General features: G+C 68.0%; 14 protein-coding genes. 1 reads left to right on the top strand and 13 read right to left on the bottom strand.

Annotation, left to right across the window (positions count from 1 at the left end; genetic code table 11):
• Positions 1 to 65: 65 nt before the first annotated feature.
• The 6 genes from AC1DYN_RS17015 to AC1DYN_RS16990 all read right to left on the bottom strand — a co-directional run bounded on the left by AC1DYN_RS17015 (position 66) and on the right by AC1DYN_RS16990 (position 8806).
• Entirely contained in the window at positions 66 to 1778 is a 1713-nt protein-coding gene (locus AC1DYN_RS17015) for a hypothetical protein (RefSeq protein ID WP_477961602.1), read from the bottom strand.
• A 201-nt stretch (positions 1779 to 1979) separates the two neighbouring features.
• Complete coding sequence (locus AC1DYN_RS17010) at positions 1980 to 5078, bottom strand: TonB-dependent receptor domain-containing protein (RefSeq protein WP_477961600.1); 3099 nt, start codon at positions 5076 to 5078, stop codon at positions 1980 to 1982.
• Positions 5075 to 6274, bottom strand: coding sequence for a hypothetical protein (locus tag AC1DYN_RS17005; protein WP_477961598.1), 1200 nt, complete (start codon positions 6272 to 6274; stop codon positions 5075 to 5077). The genes AC1DYN_RS17010 and AC1DYN_RS17005 overlap by 4 nt, the downstream gene beginning before the upstream one ends.
• A 79-nt stretch (positions 6275 to 6353) precedes the next feature.
• Entirely contained in the window at positions 6354 to 6617 is a 264-nt protein-coding gene (locus tag AC1DYN_RS17000; protein WP_477961596.1) for a hypothetical protein, read from the bottom strand.
• A 10-nt stretch (positions 6618 to 6627) separates the two neighbouring features.
• A complete protein-coding gene (locus tag AC1DYN_RS16995) occupies positions 6628 to 8154 on the bottom strand; it encodes a DUF4331 domain-containing protein (RefSeq protein ID WP_477961594.1) in 1527 nt (508 codons plus the stop codon).
• A gap of 211 nt (positions 8155 to 8365) precedes the next feature.
• Entirely contained in the window at positions 8366 to 8806 is a 441-nt protein-coding gene (locus AC1DYN_RS16990; RefSeq protein ID WP_477961592.1) for a hypothetical protein, read from the bottom strand.
• A 147-nt stretch (positions 8807 to 8953) separates the two neighbouring features.
• On the opposite strand from AC1DYN_RS16990, the gene AC1DYN_RS16985 reads away from it, so the two are divergent.
• Positions 8954 to 9304, top strand: coding sequence for a hypothetical protein (locus AC1DYN_RS16985; RefSeq protein ID WP_477961590.1), 351 nt, complete (start codon positions 8954 to 8956; stop codon positions 9302 to 9304).
• 43 nt (positions 9305 to 9347) lie between these two features.
• On the opposite strand, the gene AC1DYN_RS16980 is transcribed toward AC1DYN_RS16985, so the two are convergent.
• The 7 genes from AC1DYN_RS16980 to AC1DYN_RS16950 form a co-directional block, all read right to left on the bottom strand.
• Entirely contained in the window at positions 9348 to 9899 is a 552-nt protein-coding gene (locus tag AC1DYN_RS16980) for a porin family protein (protein WP_477961588.1), read from the bottom strand.
• A gap of 187 nt (positions 9900 to 10086) precedes the next feature.
• Complete coding sequence (locus AC1DYN_RS16975) at positions 10087 to 10464, bottom strand: hypothetical protein (protein ID WP_477961586.1); 378 nt, start codon at positions 10462 to 10464, stop codon at positions 10087 to 10089.
• A gap of 19 nt (positions 10465 to 10483) precedes the next feature.
• A complete protein-coding gene (locus AC1DYN_RS16970; RefSeq protein ID WP_477961584.1) occupies positions 10484 to 11989 on the bottom strand; it encodes a class I adenylate-forming enzyme family protein in 1506 nt (501 codons plus the stop codon).
• 9 nt (positions 11990 to 11998) lie between these two features.
• Positions 11999 to 12925: a 2-hydroxyacid dehydrogenase gene (locus AC1DYN_RS16965; RefSeq protein ID WP_477961582.1), complete on the bottom strand. Its 927-nt coding sequence runs from the start codon at positions 12923 to 12925 to the stop codon at positions 11999 to 12001.
• Between the two features lie 58 nt (positions 12926 to 12983).
• Positions 12984 to 13970 carry a tripartite tricarboxylate transporter substrate binding protein gene (locus AC1DYN_RS16960; RefSeq protein ID WP_477961580.1) on the bottom strand — a complete coding sequence of 329 codons (987 nt, stop codon included), beginning with the start codon at positions 13968 to 13970 and terminating at the stop codon, positions 12984 to 12986.
• On the bottom strand, positions 13967 to 15652 hold the full coding sequence (locus AC1DYN_RS16955) for a long-chain fatty acid--CoA ligase (RefSeq protein WP_477961578.1): 1686 nt from the start codon (positions 15650 to 15652) through the stop codon (positions 13967 to 13969). The genes AC1DYN_RS16960 and AC1DYN_RS16955 overlap by 4 nt, the downstream gene beginning before the upstream one ends.
• 317 nt (positions 15653 to 15969) lie before the next feature.
• On the bottom strand, positions 15970 to 16124 hold a 155-nt coding region (locus AC1DYN_RS16950), incomplete at its 5' end, for an ATP-binding protein (protein ID WP_477961639.1).

Below are 16124 nucleotides of genomic sequence, written 5' to 3'. Positions count from 1 at the left end.
TCAAGCGCTCGGTCTGAACACAGAAGAGCCGGTCGAATTGCCTGTGACAAAAGGCCCGCTTTGACTCAGCTCGCGTTGATCGAAGTCAGGAATTCGTCCAGCACCATCGCGTAGCCAAACCCACTCGGCACCTGGATCGCCTCGATCAACCGATCTCTCAGCGCATTGAGCTCACCCGAATAGGCAGATCCGCACTTCGCATCGATTTCCGAGATGTCGCTCTCCAGTTGCGCATGAATGCTGGCGAGTGTCTCCTGATTTGCACTCGCAAGGTCCAGCCCTCGCAGAAAGATGGATCCAACTGCTTCGATGGCTTGCTCCTTGGGAGCCTTGGGAGAGCTGGAAGCAGCAGGCTTCGCGGTCGTCGTCGCGCTCGATATCTGCCCATCCACGGCGAACGAACGCTCGATCTCATCGTCGTGTCGACCCGGTCCGTTCAGTATTTTCGCTACATCCTCGAAGAACAGGTTCAGTGACGCCACGAAGCGTTCCACGTTTCCTTTCTTTGCTGCCTGGAACAGGGCACGGAAGTGACCCTTGCGATTCCTCTTCAGCTCGTAGAGTTTGTCTCCGGCGTTCTCGCCGCCCAGCCCAACCCGCAGGTTCTCCAGGAACTCGTTGTACAGCTGGCTGAGGCTGACACAGGACAAGGTCAGCACGCCTTCGGCTCGCCCTCCCTGACGCGCGTCCTCATCGGTTGCAACAGCGACCACACGCGCGCCCAGGCCGTACAGCTGCGCAAAACCGAAGTCTTTGGCACCTGGACCTCTTCCAGCAGGCCCTTCATTGCCTGCCAACTTTCGTCGCTGAACCTCCTGGGCCATCTCACCAAGGAAGAACTGGAAACTGGTGGCGTCTTCCTGCAGCGCTGCCTCTTCCAGCTTTTTGCGATACATCTTGCTGCAGGCGCCGAGCGCGGATTTCCATCCGGGAAGGGTGTCGTTGTAGCGACACTCCATGCCTTCAAGCTTGGCAGCAAGAACCTTGAGCCGGCGGCCCAACGTGGAGCCGACCGCCCCAGGACCGAACTTGCGAAAGCTGCTCGACAGTTCATCGATCTCGGTCAGCAAGGTATCGAACAGGGCATCGAATCCGCGGCACTCGTCGAACTGGTCACTCTTCAGCGTCTCGCCTTCTACTGTGATGTCGTGGGGTTGCTTGTCAGGCCATCGAACTGACTTGGCGGTGGCCCCACCCGTCGGCGCTGCGGCGCTGCGTAGCTGGTCAACATCCGTCCACTGGATGTCGTGCTCTGACGTGGCGAACTGATTGATATCTGCATTGATGGAAGCGGAGGCCAAGGTCAACGCATCGACGTAGCCGTCAACGTCGTTGCCCGCCACCAACTCCGCGAGACGGAGACACAGCTCGTCGCAGGCGCGTTCAAGCCCTGCCGCCGAGCCGACGCCACTCTCTTCTGCTTGCAAAACGTCATGGCTCAGTGCCCGCGTCAGTTGAACAAGATGCTCCCCCAAGTTACCAGAGGAAACTGTCAGACGCGCAGCTTGAATCGTCCTTTCAGCAGCACCCAAAGCTTCGATTTCGGGGCTGAAGGAAGGATGTGGGGCTGGTGACTGGCGCAAGATCGACTTGGGTTGGCCTCGCAATGGATGCACTTCCTCGCATGCCATGCTCGCCTGCAGTCTTACCTGACAGACTGCAACTGCAGTTCCGGCTGCAGTTCCAGGGGGGCGCTTCATCTTCCCGTTCGAGTACTTGCCGCACCATGCTTCGCCGACCTGTTGCCCGGCAACACCTGCCGGACGCCCTTGGCCCATTCTCATATCTGCTGAAATCACTGCTACTGCTCCGACTGCTGATGAGGAACTCCGGCGGGGTGGTTGCCAGGAGTGGTGGTCGGCTCGAGATCGCTCGCTGGAGCGCTGTCGCCGAAGCTGTCTTGGTAACCGTTCGCCCCGACCCGTGCCAACACACCTTCGTTCTGGCACATCGCGGGGACGCCTGTCCCAAGCACGTCGTCAAGGAAACTGCCAAGCCATCGTCAGCCGCACACTCCGCGGCTCCACCGGATGGAAATGCCGATCCGCCACCGGCCCCGCCTCGCCCGGCCGCTGCGACTCGTAGTAGTAGTCGATGTCGCTCGCCTCGCGGTTGAACAGGTTGAACACGTCGACGCTGAAAGTCAGGCTGCGCGTCGCACGCCAGCCGCCGCGCAGGTAGGCCAACGTTGTCGCGCTCGACCGCTGCGAGCCATCCTCGATCAGGTCGCGCGGCCCGAAGTGGCGCAGCTGGAACTGCCCGAACCACGGCGAGTCCGCATCGGCCCAGGTGATGCCTGCGGACACCACGTGGTTGACGGCCCCGGGCACGTGATCGCCCTCCGGCGCACTGTGGGTGAAGCGTGCCCGCGACGCCGCCAGGTCCACGTCCAGCAACCAGCCCCGCCATGCCCGCCCACCCAGCGCCTCCAGCTGCCAGTGGTTGTTCCACTCGATGCCGCTGCGCCGGCTCGCACGGTTGGGCTCGGTGGTGCCCGCATCGCCGACGAAGACCAGCTCCGAATCCAGGTCCAGCCGCCACAGCGCGAGCGAGCTCTGCAGGCCCGGCACGATCTCGCTGCGCAGCCCCAGCTCGCCACCGCGGCTGCGCACCAGGCCCGGCACCGGGTCGACCGCCGCCGTCGTGCCGCGCGCATCGTTGCTGTGGAAGCCGTTGCCGTAGTTCGCGAAGAACTCGGTCTTCGCCCATGGCCCGAAGATCAAGGACAGCTTCGGCGACGCGATGCTGTCGCTCACGCGCCCACTGTTGCCCGCCACCGAACTGCCGACCGAGAAATGCGCACGGTCGGCGCGCAGGCCGGCCACGCTCTTCAACCACGCCGTCCAACTCGTCGCCCATTCGCCGTAGATGCCGGCCGACGCCTGCCGCACCTGGCTCTCCTGCTTCACCGCCAGCCGCTGCCCCTGCGCCGCCGAGTACAGCCCCACCGGGCTCAACCGGTCATGCCGCAGCTGCAGGCCGAGGCTGAACTGCTGCTCGCGCCCGCCCAGCTTCACGTTCCAGCGCCGGCTCGCCTCGCCGCCCAGCACCTGGCGCCGCTCGGCCTGCTCGAACTGGTCACCGTTGACCGGATCGTCCAGCACGTAGGCGAAATCGGAGAACAGATTCAAGCGCGAGCGGATCGCGTACGCGCTGACGCGCCAGTCGCCGTCATCGAGCAAGCGCGTCTGCTGTGCCGACAGGCTGATGCGCTGCGTGCTGCCGCCGTCGCTCGGGTCCAGCGTGCCGAAGCGCCCCACCGACCCGTCATCCACCGCCCGTTGCGGGATCTGGTCGGTCGCCGACCAGCGCGAGTTGTAGGCCATGAAGCTCAGGCTGCGCGAGCCGGCCGCGGTTTGCTCGCCATAGCGCAGCCAGCCATTGACCTTGTGCAGGTTCTCCAGCTGATCCCACGGGCCGTCGTTGCCGTGCAGTTCCAGCGCGCCCAGCAGATGCCCCTCGCCGAAGGCGGTGCTGTCGGCCAGCAAGGCGCGCCGGTAGCCGTGCTCGCCCAGCGTCAGCTTCGCGACGCCGCGCGGCATCTCGTCGATGAGCGCGATGCGCGCCGTGCCGGCCGATGCGAAGTCGCCATCGGCCGCGAAGTACGGCCCCTTGCGGTAGTCGATGCGCTGCACCAGCTCCGGGATCAGGAAGTTCAGGTCGCTGTAGCCCTGCCCGTGCGCATGGCTCACCATGTTGACCGGCATGCCGTCGACGTAAGTCGCGAAGTCGGTGCCGTGGTCGAGGTTGAAGCCGCGCAGGAAATACTGGTTGGCCTTGCCGTCGCCGCTGTGCTGCGTGACGATCAACCCGGGCACGAACTCCAGCACCTCGGCCGGCCGCAGCGCGGGGCGGTTGGCGATCAACTTGGCGGTGACGCTGCCTTCGCTGGCGGCGCTCGAGGTGCCGACACCGTTCAGGTAGTGGCCGATGACCTCCACCGGGGCCAGCGCCGCGTCGCTCGCCGCCTGCGCGCTCGCGGAACCCAGCTTGATGTCGAAGGCCCGCTCGGTCAGCCACAGCATCGCGATCAGCACAATCAGGGCCGAGCCGCCGCGCAGCAGCACCTGTTGGTAGAAGCGCGTCGTCCGCAGCGCCCACACGGTCGTCACGAAGACCGCGACGATGGCGAGCTGCCCGGCTTCCACGCCCAGGTTGAAGCCGAACAGCGGCAGCGCGAGCGCGCCTTGCGCGAGCCCGGCGTCCTTCAACGCGCCGGCGAAGCCGAAGCCATGCACCAGCCCGAACGCGAAGGTCAGCTTCCACCGGCCCTCGCGCACCATCGGCACCAGGTTGTTCAGCGCCGCGAACACCACGCTCGCCGCGATGATGGATTCGACCCAGCGCGACGGCGGGTTCACGACGTCGAAGGCCGCGAGCGCCAGCGTGATCGAGTGCGCCACGGTGAAGGCCGTGACGACGCGCAGCACCTCGGCCAGCACCGGCTTCAGGCGCGGCGACGCCAGCACCGCCGGCAGCAGCAGCGCGAGCAGGAACAGGATGTGGTCACTGCCGATCAGGATGTGGTGCACGCCTTCGGTGATGAAGCCGAGGAAGGCGGACGGGGCGGTGACTGCCACGCCGAAGCTGCGCGGTGTCGCACCAGGCACCAGCACCGCCGTCTCGTCACGCCCGTCGTGTTGCACGCGGACGATGCCGCGGTGCGTCGGGTCGCTCTGCGCGAACAGCTGGTAGACGGGCGTCAAGGCCTGCACCGGTGCGGGGCAGGTCCAGCGGCGCGTCAGCACCGCATAGCGGCCATCGCTGTGCTCGTCGAGCTGCTGCGGGCCGGCAGCACCCGGCGCGCAGGGTGCGCCGTCGGCTTGCACGGACAGTCCTTGCAGCGACAGCCGGTCGATGTCGGCCCAGCGGGTCCGCACCTCACCCCATGCCAGCTGCCCGTCGTCGTTGGCGTCGAGCGCGAGTTCACGCTCCAGGTCACGCAGCGCGATGTCGAAGCGCTGCTCGACGACAGCCCCCTCGACCTTCAGCTGCAGGTAGGCGTCGCTCGGCTTGTGGGCCTGTGCAATGAAGGGCAACAGGCCCAGGCAGGCGATCAGCAGGTGGCGTGCGTTCATGAGCCGCTCCCGGCCAGCGCCTGCAAGCGCACATCCTGCCAGCCCGTGTCGCGCGCCAGCTGCCACACCGGTTGCGCCGCCTGCGGTTGCTTCGCCGCCAGCGCGGCGCGCACCAGCACCAGCGCGTCTGCGGGTTCCTTCTGGACTGCCCAGTTGGACTGCGCCGTGGCCAGTGCGGCCTGCGCATCGCCAGCCAGTTCGAGCTCGTGGCGCGATTGCTCGCGACCATGGCTGCGGTCGCCGCGCAGGCGGGCCGCGTCGAAACGCGCCGCCAGCGTGGCGATGGCTTGCGGCGCGCGCGGGTCGGCACTGCGCTTCCAGGCGATCGCCAGCCGCAACAACAGGGCGTCGGCATCCTCGCGACCGGCCAGCAACGATGCGACCTCGCGCTCGCGGTGCTGCGCGAGCAGCCAGTCGGCGTACGCAGCCAGCGTGTAGACGTCGGGCGTGGCCGAGGCCGCGATCGCCTGCTGGTACAGCGCGCCGGCAGCCGCGTCGCCGCGGCGCTCGGCCAGTTCGGCCTGCACGAGGGCCAGCCAGCCGGCGTCCACGTCCGGTTGCCTTGCCAACGCAGCCAAGGCTGTCGCTGCTTGCGCAGCCTGGCCTTGCAGGCTCATCAGTTCCGCACGGCAGACCTGCGCCGGCCGCTGCACCGCAGCACCGAGGCTCGCGTAATGCGCACCCAGCAGCCGCTCGCAGCCGGCGTCGGCCTCGCGCCAGCGGCCTTGCACCTGCAGCACCGAGGCACGCGTCAGCTCGGCCTGCGCCTGCAGGGCCAGCGCGACGGGCTGTGGCCCGGGTTGCAACAGCGCCTCGAGATCCTGCAGCGCCGGGCCGAAATCGTGCTGGCTTTGCCGGACGATGGCGCGCAGCAGGCGCACGGGTGCCGGCGGGTGGGGCTGGTTCCACCAAGGCGCAAGGGCGGCCTGCGCCTGGCCGAGTTCGCGCGGGTCGCCGTCGCGGCGGGCGCGTGCAATGGCGTCGCGGGCCAGCCGGGTCGCGAGCTGCAGCTCGGCCGGGTGCTGGCGCAGTTGCTCGCGCAGCACGCGCTGCTGCTGACGGTCGGCGCTGCTGCCGATGCGGGCCGGCAGGCGTTCGACGATGGTGTCGTCGCCGGCCGGAATGAAGGGGGCGGCGTGGCACAGCGCGGCATGCAGCAGCGCGACCGGCCACCACCGGAAGATCGAGCGAATCATCATCACCTCGTGGCCCGGATGCCAATCCGGGATGGGGCATGGCCATGCAACCCGGATTGGCATCCGGGCTACGGGCTCACTACAGCGCGACCGGTTCGTCGGTCTCGCTGGTCGGCACGTTCGTGATGGCGTCCAGGCCTAGCGGCTCGCCGCTGTCGGACGCCACGCTCACGCGTGCCGCGGCGTACTCGGTGTAAGCAGCAGGCGTGGCCGCGGCACTGACGGGCACCGCGGTCTCCACCGGATCCGGCGCCGGGTCGCCTGACCCACCACCACCGCCGCACCCCGCCATCAGCCCCGCACCGACCACGGACGTCACCATCGCTTGAAGAAGCTTGTTCATGCCGTGCTCCTCAATGCGTACCGCCGATGGGCGTGTACAGGTACGGGAAACCCGGCAGCAGCGGCACCACCGCCTGGTCGACGGCGTCGTGCAGCTTCAGCGAGGTGGCGCCCAGCGGCACGTTGGCCGGCTTGCAGTCGACCCCGAAGCCGAGCGCATTGGTGTCGCCGTTGGCCATGCACAGCCCGCCCATCACCGCGATCAGCGAGACGTCGACCACGTCGTCCTTCGGCCGGCGGCCGTTCGGGAAGCCGGCGTTGTCGGTGCCGCCGGCCAGGATGTTGCCGACGATGCCGAGCCGGTTCTGGTCCGCAAAGGCCACCGGTGCGATCGAGGTGTTCAGCCGCAGCATCTCCGACGGCGTCACGCTGGCCGGCTGGTTGACGCCCTTGATGCCGGTCAGGAAGGCCGTCACCAGGTCGGTGCGCGGCAGGTTCTTCGGCGCGGTGCCCGGCAGCTTCAGCGCGATCTCCAGCAAGGCCGGCAGCGAGGGGTTCGTCACGTAGGTCGCGAACTGCCCGTCGTCCTTCGGCTTCGAGCCGTTGAAGCGGTCTTTGTCGGGCAGGCCGATCACCACCTCGTTGACCAGCGGCATGCCCAGGCGCGACACCTGGGTCCACGCGCCGCCGGCCTTCTCGGTGGTCTGGTGGCCGGCCTTCGGCGTCGGGTCGAGCAGGCGCACCTGGCGCAGGCTGGCGCTGGTCCAGCCGCCGATCACCGGGTCGGTGCCGGCGGTCAGGCAGCTCTTGTGCACCTCGAGCGCGAGCGTGGTGACGTTCTTGTCGTCGATGGTGTTGGGTGCCGCATTGATCTTGGTCGGATCGGTGATCACGTCGACCGGCGCGTTGACCAGGTCGAAGATGGTGCCCAGGTTGACCGCGAACGGGTCCTTGCGCTGGCCGGCGAACACCTTGCCCGGCATCGCGCAACCGGGGATGCTGACGTTGTAGATGTGCTTGGCCGCATAGCCGGCATAGTCGGGCAGCGTCTTGACGCCGATGTTGTCGACCGGCTTGTCGAAGGTGGCGCTGCCGCCCGCGGCGTTGGTGATGCTGCTGCGCTGGCCGCTGCGGCGGTCGCCGCGCACGACGTCGACGGTGTAGGTCTCGGTCAGGTTCAGCGAGGCCGAACGCACGTCGGTGACCTGCCCGGCCTGGATCAGCGGGATCGCAACGTTCTTGTCGCCGATCGGCAGCTTGACGTTGTTCAGCGTGTTCTTGAAGCGGAACTGGAACGTCAGGTCTTCCTTCGCGTCGCCGTTGTTGTCGACGTGGATCTCGTACAGCGCGTTCGGGTCCATCGAGAAGTAATTCGGGCCGCCGTAGGCATCCTGCAGCGGCAGGTAGTTGGCGATCAGCGTCACGTAGTCGCTGCGGCCTGCCTCGTAGCTGCGGAACATGTAGAAGTCGGTCGCGTCGACCTTGGGCTGCGTCGCGATGAACGGCGCCTCGCGGTGGCTCGAGGCCTGGGCCGTCGCGCAGACGGCCAGCAAGGCGGCCAGCGCCAGCGGGCTGGCGCGGAAACGATGGGGGGTCATGGCATCTCCTGGTGTGTGTTGCAAGGACGCCGGTGGTGTGCCGGCTGCCTTGCGTTACGCCAGGGAAGGCAAGCTGGACGCACGGCGGCGCCAGACCTCTGGGGGATGTCGGGTTTGCATCCAGGGACGATCTCGGCGCGTAGGGGCTGCGCCGCGATTGGGTTACACCTGCATGCTGTTCCGCGTCGCCGCGGTGGACGGCATCAACGGGTCAAACCAACACCTGACCCGCCTGCGGTCGACTCTGGCCTGTTACTTCGGAGATGCGGTTGCAAAGCGCGTTCAGCGGCTCCTTCACGTCCATGCCGGCATTGACGTACTTGAGGATGGCGTCGATGTTTTCCCCCCACCCGCACTGTTGCACCCTGTCTTCGAAAACAGCCCACTGCGCCCGCCGCTTATCGCGCAGGTGGCTGACGCATTGATAGCTCCGTTCGAAAGCGTCGATTTCCACATACAGGCGCTCGACGTCGAGACTGCTCTGGCCCGTCACTTCTGTCGACTCAGTGCTTGTCACACCGATCTCGCGCAAATATTTCTTGCTGGACTCGCGCAAGCGATCGACTGGAAATGCCCCCTGGGTCAGGGCGTACGCGACGATGAGCGGTACCTTGCTGACTTCTCTGTGAACCTTTTTGTTGAAATGCTGCATGGAACCTACTTCTTCAAATTGAAACAGCGGACTGAGTGCCCCCAAAGCACCAGTCGTTCCACGATGGATACCGGCGCCTGCTCGGCGATACAGGTCTTGTGTCGGCCACGCTATGCTTGCGCACCCCTCCGCAGCCGCCGTAGCCCCATGCGCCTCCTCCTGCCCCTCGTCGCCACCCTCTCGCTGTTCACGGCCAGCGCCCACGCGCTGACCCTCGACGCGAAGAAGCTCGCCCGCTACGACGCCAGCTACCAGCGCTGCGAGGCGCTCTACCCCGAGATGAAGGGCCAGCGCGACGTGGCCTACCTGCGGCTGTACCACGTGCCCGAAGACGAGAAGATGCTCGGCAAGCTGGCCACGCTGCGCAAGAGCAGCGCCTACGCCGCCGAGCAGAAGCGCCTGAAGAAGACGCCCGCGCCGCCGGCCTCGGCCGCCTCCGGCCCGCTGGCGCAGCAATGCCAGGGGCTGTGGGGCGAAGCGCAGCGCGCAAAAAAATAGCCGGCCCGCGTCGCGCGGCCGGCCATCGGTTCAGCAGTGCGCGTCAGAACGCGTAGTTGACGCCGATCGTGTACAGCGTGGCCTTGGCCTTCTCGCCTTCGAGTTCGCCTTCGGTGTAGTCGATGGCAGCGGTCAGCGAGACTTCCTTGGTCAGCTTGTAGCCGATGCCGGCGCCGATGTAGCCCTTGGTCTTGCTCTGCGAGTCGGAGGCCGAGAAGCCCGGCGCCGAGCCGTCCGCCTTCGCCTTGTTGCGTGCGATGCCCGCGCGGACCACGCCGTTCCAGTCGGTCGCGAAGTCGCCCAGCAGCGCCACGCCGAGGCCGAAGCCCGACAGCTTCAGGTCGAGGGATGCGCCGTTGCCGCTGAGCTTGGCCTTGCCGTAGTCGGCGTAGTGCGCCTCGACGGCCACGTTCTCGGTCAGCTTGTAGCCGCCGAACAGCTTGAAGCCGGTGTCGCTCTTGTCGCAGCTGGGAGCGCCTTGGCAATCGACGTCGATGTTCGTGCCGCCGGCGGCCACGCCGACGTAGATGCCTTCGGCGTGCGCGCCGGCGGTGGCGGCCATCGCGATGAAGGCGCTGAGGATGATCTTCTTCATGGGGGGTGTCCTAGGTTTCTTGCAGCAAGGACCGGCCTTCGACTGCTGCCGGGCCGCGACGTACACCCGCGGCGGGGCGCATGCTAGGAGAAACCCCGAAGCTGCACCCGGAAACGCCCGGATACCCGAGAGGCCAACCCGCCCTTCACACGCCTGCAAGAAATTCCGGCCGCGTTGTGTTTGGCATTCAGCGCCACTTGCCACCCTGCGCGACGCAGCTGCTCTTCGTCGTCGCCAGCGTCTTCGGATCGCGCTTGTAGTAGTAGCTCGCCATCGGCTGGCTGAAGAAGCCGTCGCAAACGCCCTGCGGTTGCGGCGGGCAGGCGTTCATGTAGGTGATCTTCGCGGGCGGCCCGCCGAAGGCCGTCGTCGCCTGCGCCAGCGAGGCGCAGGTCTCCTTGAACTGCGGCGGCGCGACGCCGTTGTTCTGCAGGCAGTCCTTGACCTCGGTGGTCTCGTTGGCCACGGTGAAGCTGCCTTCCATCAGGCAGGCGCGCTCCTGGGCCGATGCGCAGATCGAGACCAGCGCGGCGCAGGCAGCGATGCAGAGGCGGGATGCAGTCATGTCGGTATTCCTGGAAACGTCAGCGACCCAAGTAACGCTCGCGCAGTTCGCGCTTGAGCACCTTGCCGATCGCGCTGCGCGGCAGCTCGTCGATCAGCTTCACATCGGCCAGGCGTTGCGTCTTGCCGACGCGCGCGTTCATCCATTGCTTCAGCGCCTCGGCTTCGGCCGGCGCGCGCAGCACGACAAAGGCGACCGGCGTCTCGCCCCACTCCACCGACGGCACGCCCACCACCGCCGCCTCGGCCACCGCCGGGTGCTCGCGCAGCACCGCCTCGAGGTCGCTCGGGTAGATGTTGAAGCCGCCGCTGATCACCAGGTCTTTCTTGCGGTCGAGCAGCACCATGAAGCCGTCGGCATCGAAGCGGCCGACGTCGCCGGTGCGGATGAAGCGCAGCCCCTGCGCATCGAACCACTCGGCCTCGCGCGTCTTCTGCGGCTGGCGGTGGTAGCCCAGCATCATGCCGGGCGAACGGCCGACGATCTCGCCGGTCGAACCCGGCGGCAGCTCGCGTCCCTCGTCGTCGATCAACCGGATGTCGTGCCCCTCGGCCGGCTGGCCGACGGTGTGCAGCTTGTCCGGGTGCTCGTGCGCCGCCAGGATGCAGGTGCCCCCGCCCTCGGTCATGCCGTAGAACTCGACCAGCCCGCCCGGCCAGCGCGCCAGCACGTCGGCCTTCAGCGCGGCGCCGAACGGCGCGCTGGTGCAGAACTTGTTGACGAAGGCCGAGAGGTCGAACTGCCCGAACTGCGACAAGGCCATCAGCCGCTGGTACTGCACCGGCACCAGCATCGTGTGCGTCGCTCGGTGCTGCTCGGCCAGCGCCAGGTAGCGACCTGCATCGAACTTGCCCATCAGCACGACGCAGCCGCCGTAGGCCAGCGTCGGGAAGAACACCACCAGCGTGGTGTTCGAGTACAGCGGCGTCGCCAGCAGCGTGACGCCGTCGGCGCCGTAGCCATACTGCCGCCCGCGCTGCACGTGCGACCAGCGCATGCCGTGCGACTGCACGATGCCCTTGGGCACGCCGGTGGTGCCGGACGAATAGATGATGTTGAACGGTGCCTCGGGCGGCACGGCGGTGTCGCGCGGCACGGTGCCGGGGGCGGCCAGCCAGGCCTCGAATGCCGCGTCGTCGTCCAGCGCGATGCGCGGCACCCCGCCTGGCGGGAGGATCAGCGGGCCGGTCGCCGCGTCGACGAACAGCACGCGGGGCTGCGCATCGTCGATCATCGCCTTCAGGCTGTCGGCGGTCGACGACGGCGCGAGCGGGGCCACGACCACGCCGGCGCGCAAGGCGCCGAGGAACACCGCGGCGTAGCGCAGCGAGGTTCCGGCGCACACGGCGACCGCCTCGCCGGGCTGCACCGCATCGCGCTGCAGCGCGGCGGCGATGCGGTCCATCAGCGCGTCGAGCCGGGCATAGCCCAGCACCTGGTCGTCCTGCCGCAATGCCGGCTGCGCAGGGCGTGCCCGGGCGTGTGAACGGATCAACGCGGAGAGGGTTTCGAAGTCGGCGTCCATGTGAGGTTCTCAGTACCCGGCCGAGCGGTCGACCGCGTTCGGCTGCGGCAGACCTTCGCGCGCGCGGCGCAGCGCATCGAGGCACTGCGCGGCCACGGTGTCGAACGAGGCCTGGGCCGCGATGTGCGGCGTGGCCACCACCTTCGGATGGCGCCACACCCAGTTCGCCGCATCGGGCGGTTCGCGTTCGAACACGTCGAGCGCGGCGCCGGCCAGGTGGCCTTCGTCGAGCAGCGCCCGCAGGTCGGCCTCGACCACGTGCTCGCCGCGCCCGACGCTGACGACGAAGGCGCCGCGCGGCAGTTGCGACAGCGTGCCGCGATCCAGCAGCCCGCGCGTGGCCGGTGTCAGCGGCAGCGTGCAGACGAGCACGTCGCTGCGCGCGAGCAGGGCCGCGAGCCCGGCATCGCCCGCGAACACCTCGACACCGGGCACCGGCTCGCCGCGGCGGTTCCAGCCTGCCACGGGATACCCGAGCGGCAGGAAGGCGCGCGCCACCGCCTGGCCCACCGCGCCCAACCCGAGCACGCCGACACGGCACTGCGACGCCGGCCGCACCGGATGCCGCAGCCATTGCGCGGCGGCCTGTTGCTGCGCATAGCGCGCCAGGTCGCGCGTGAAGCCCAGCGTGCAGGCCAGCACGTACTGCGCGATCTCGCGCCCCTGGCCCGGATCGACGACACGCGTCAGCGCGACCGACGCCGGCAGATCGGGCGGCATCAGCTTGTCGACACCGGCACCGATGCTGCACACCATGCGCAGGTTCGGATAGCGCGCGACCTGGCCCGGCTGCAGGCGCCAGGCGAGGATGGCTTGGACGCGGTCCGCGGGCGCGTCGGCCTCGGTGGTCCACAGCGCCAGGTCGGGGTCGGCCCGGCGCAAGGCCTGCACATACGGCTCTGGCGGCAACGGGGACAGCAGGGCGAGGAGGCTCATGTCGGTTTTCTTGCGCAGGCACGACCCCGGATTGGCATCCGGGCTACCAGCGCCATTCTCAAGCCTTGGCCGCGAGACCGAGCCGCTCGATCAAGACCTTGTCCTTCACGAAGGTCTCGCGCGCCCACTTCGCGTAGTCGTCGCCGCTGCGGTACCAGGCCTCCTGGTTCAGCTGCTCCAGCAGCTCGACGTGGCGCGGGTCGTCCATGGCCTTCCTGAACGCATCGTGCAGCGTCTTGACGACCGCCGGGTCCATCCCCTTCGGCCCGACCAGCCCGTACGGCGAACTCGACACCACGCCATAGCCCAGGTCCTTCGCGGTCGGCACGTTCGGCCAGCGCTTCGTGCGCTTCTCGCCGAAGGTCACCAGCAGCCGCATCTGCCCGTTGTCGACGAACTTGTCCCAGCCGGTCGCGTCGCTCTGCGCCATCACGTGGCCACCGAGCAGCGCCTGCTGCAGGTCGGCATTGCCCTTGAACGGGATGTGGTTCAGCGTGACCTTGGCGTTGTCGGCCAGCTCTTCCATCAGCAGGTGCGGCGAGGTGCCGATGCCGGTGGAGCCGTAGTCGATCCTGCCGGGCTCCTTGCGTGCCGCCTCGATGTAGTCGTTGAAGGTCTTGAACGGTGAATCCGCGCGCACCGTGAAGCCGAAGGTGTAGCCCGACACGCCCATGATGAAGGTGAAGTCGTTGATCGGGTGCCACGGCACTTTCTGCATGTGCGGCAGGCGCAGCATGCCCATCGGGTACTGCGCGATCGTGTAGCCGTCGGGCTTGGCCGTCGTGGCCATCAGGCCCGGCCCGAGCGTGCCGCCGGCTCCGGGCTGGTTCTGCACGATGATGTTCTGCCCGAGGATCTTGCCGGCGATGTCGGACAGCGTGCGCAGGTGCCGGTCGGTCGAGCCGCCGGCCGGCCACGGCACGATCAGCGTGATGGGCTTGCCCGGGAAGCTCTCGGCCCGCAGCGCGCGCAGCGGGGCGGCCAGCGCCGCGCCGCCCGCGGCCAGCAGCAGCGAACGGCGGCGCAGCACAGGAATCTGGGTCATGGTGGGTCTCCTCTTGTCGTAGAACCGGTGGCGAGTTCGCGTTCCTGCAGCTCGCGCCACATCACCTTGCCGCTGCCCGACTTGGGCAGCGATGCGACGAACTCGACGATGCGCGGGCTCTTGTAGGCCGCCATGTGCGCGTGCGACCACGCGACGATGTCCTGCTCGGCGACCTGCCCGCGGTGCTCGGCGCGCAGCACGACCAGCGCCTTCACCGTCTCGCCGCGGCGCTCGTCGCGCGCGGCGATCACGCAGGCCTCGAGGATGGCCGGGTGGCGGTACATCAGCGCCTCGACCTCGGCCGGCCAGACCTTGAAGCCCGACGCGTTGATCATGCGCTTGAGCCGGTCGACCATGAAGAAGTAGCCGTCGGCATCGACCTGCGCCAGGTCGCCGGTGCGCAGGAAGTTGCGGCCGTCGAGCGCGATGAAGGCGTCGCGCGTGGCCGCCGCGTCGTTCCAGTAGCCGCGCATCACCTGCGGGCCGTGGACGACGACCTCGCCGATCTCGCCGGCCGGCACCTCGGCCAGCGTCGCCGGGTCGATCACCCGCGCATCGACGTCGAACACCGGGATGCCCAGGCACTGCGGCTTCGGGCGCTGCGGCGGGTTGATGTGGGTCGCCCCCATCGTCTCGGACATGCCGTAGCCCTCGACGTAGTCGAGCCCCGTCAGCTCGCGCAAACGCGCGGCCACGGCCGCCGGCATCGCCGCGCCGCCGCCGCGGATGCCCTGCAGGCTGGACAGGTCGTACTCGGGCAGGCGCGGGTTGGACAGGAAGTCGACCACCATGGTCGAGATCGCCTGCAGCACGGTGACGCGGTGGCGCTGCAGGCATTGCACCGCGGCATTGCGGTCCCAGCGCGCCAGCACCACCATCGTTGCGCCCAGGAACAGCGGGCCGTTCATGCTGCCGGCCATGCCGGTGACGTGGAAGAACGGCAGCACCGACAGGTAGACGGCATCCTGCGTGCGGCCGAACCACTGCACGCCGCCGACCAGCGTGCTCATCACGCTGCGGTGCGTGTGCATGCAGCCCTTGGGCCGGCCGGTGGTGCCCGAGGTGTAGGGCATCACGCACAGGTCGTCCGGGCCGGCCGTCAACGGGCCCGGGCGCAGGCCCTGCGCCAGCACGTCGCGCCAGGCGTTCAACCCGGGGCCGTCGACCGCGACCGGCGCCGCGGCGACGAAGTCGGGCACCGGCAGGTCGGTCGGCTCGCGCAAGGCATCGGCGTAGGTCACGACCACCAGCTGCTGCAGGCCCTCCTCGCCCAGCAGCGGCTCCATCTGCGCCAGCAGGTCCTGCGGCACGAAGGCGACGCTCGCGCCGCTGTCGTGCACGTAGTGGCGCAGTTCCTCGCTGCGGTTCATCGGGTTGACCGGCACCACCACCGCGTTGGCACGCAGGATGGCGTAGAAGGCCATCACCCACTGCGGGCTGTTCTGCAGGTACAGCAGCACGCGATCGCCGGCCTGCACGCCGGCGCGTTGCAGCCAGCCGGCGATGCGCTCGGCACCGTCCAGCAGCTCGGCGTAGCGCATCGGCGTGTCGTAGAAGATCAGCGCCGGCTTGTCCGGATAGCGGCGCGCCGACACCGCCAGGTTGTCGAACAGGTTCGTCCGCGGCAGCGTCAGGTGGCGCGGCAAGCCCGAGGGCCAGTGAGAAAAATGGGCTTGCTGCATGGGCGGCGAGACGAAGTTCTGCGATGCAGAACACGGTGCTGGAACTCAGACGATGCTAGAAGCCGGCCGGCGGCTTGTAAACACGGTGAATCCCGCTGTCGCGAAGGCGTCAGGGCGCGACATATGGCAACGGGAAGCTGAGCAGGTCTGAACAGAGCGCCGCACCGGCTTGGCTCGCCCTCACAAAGTCGCGAGGGAAATGAAGGGACCCTCTGGGGTTTGAGGAGAGTCTGTCGGCTATGGATGTTGAGTTCCACGGAGAGCTGACCCGGGTTTTCCATCCAATGTTGACCCACCCGTTTTCGAGCCAAGCTGGCTCACGTTGTGGATAACTTCTTGGCTTTGGACTCCTTCTTGGGCAGTGTGGGTTGAGCGGAGCTGTTCTTGAAGCGGTAGCTGTCGTTGCCGGTCTCCAGGATGTGGCAATGATGCGTGAGCCGGTCCAGCAGCGCAGTGGTCATCTTCGCATCGC

The sequence above is a fragment of the Rhizobacter sp. P2_D12 genome, from assembly GCF_056404395.1.
The sequence above is the reverse complement of the archived record's forward strand: the minus strand, read 5'-3'. Positions and strand labels throughout refer to the sequence as shown.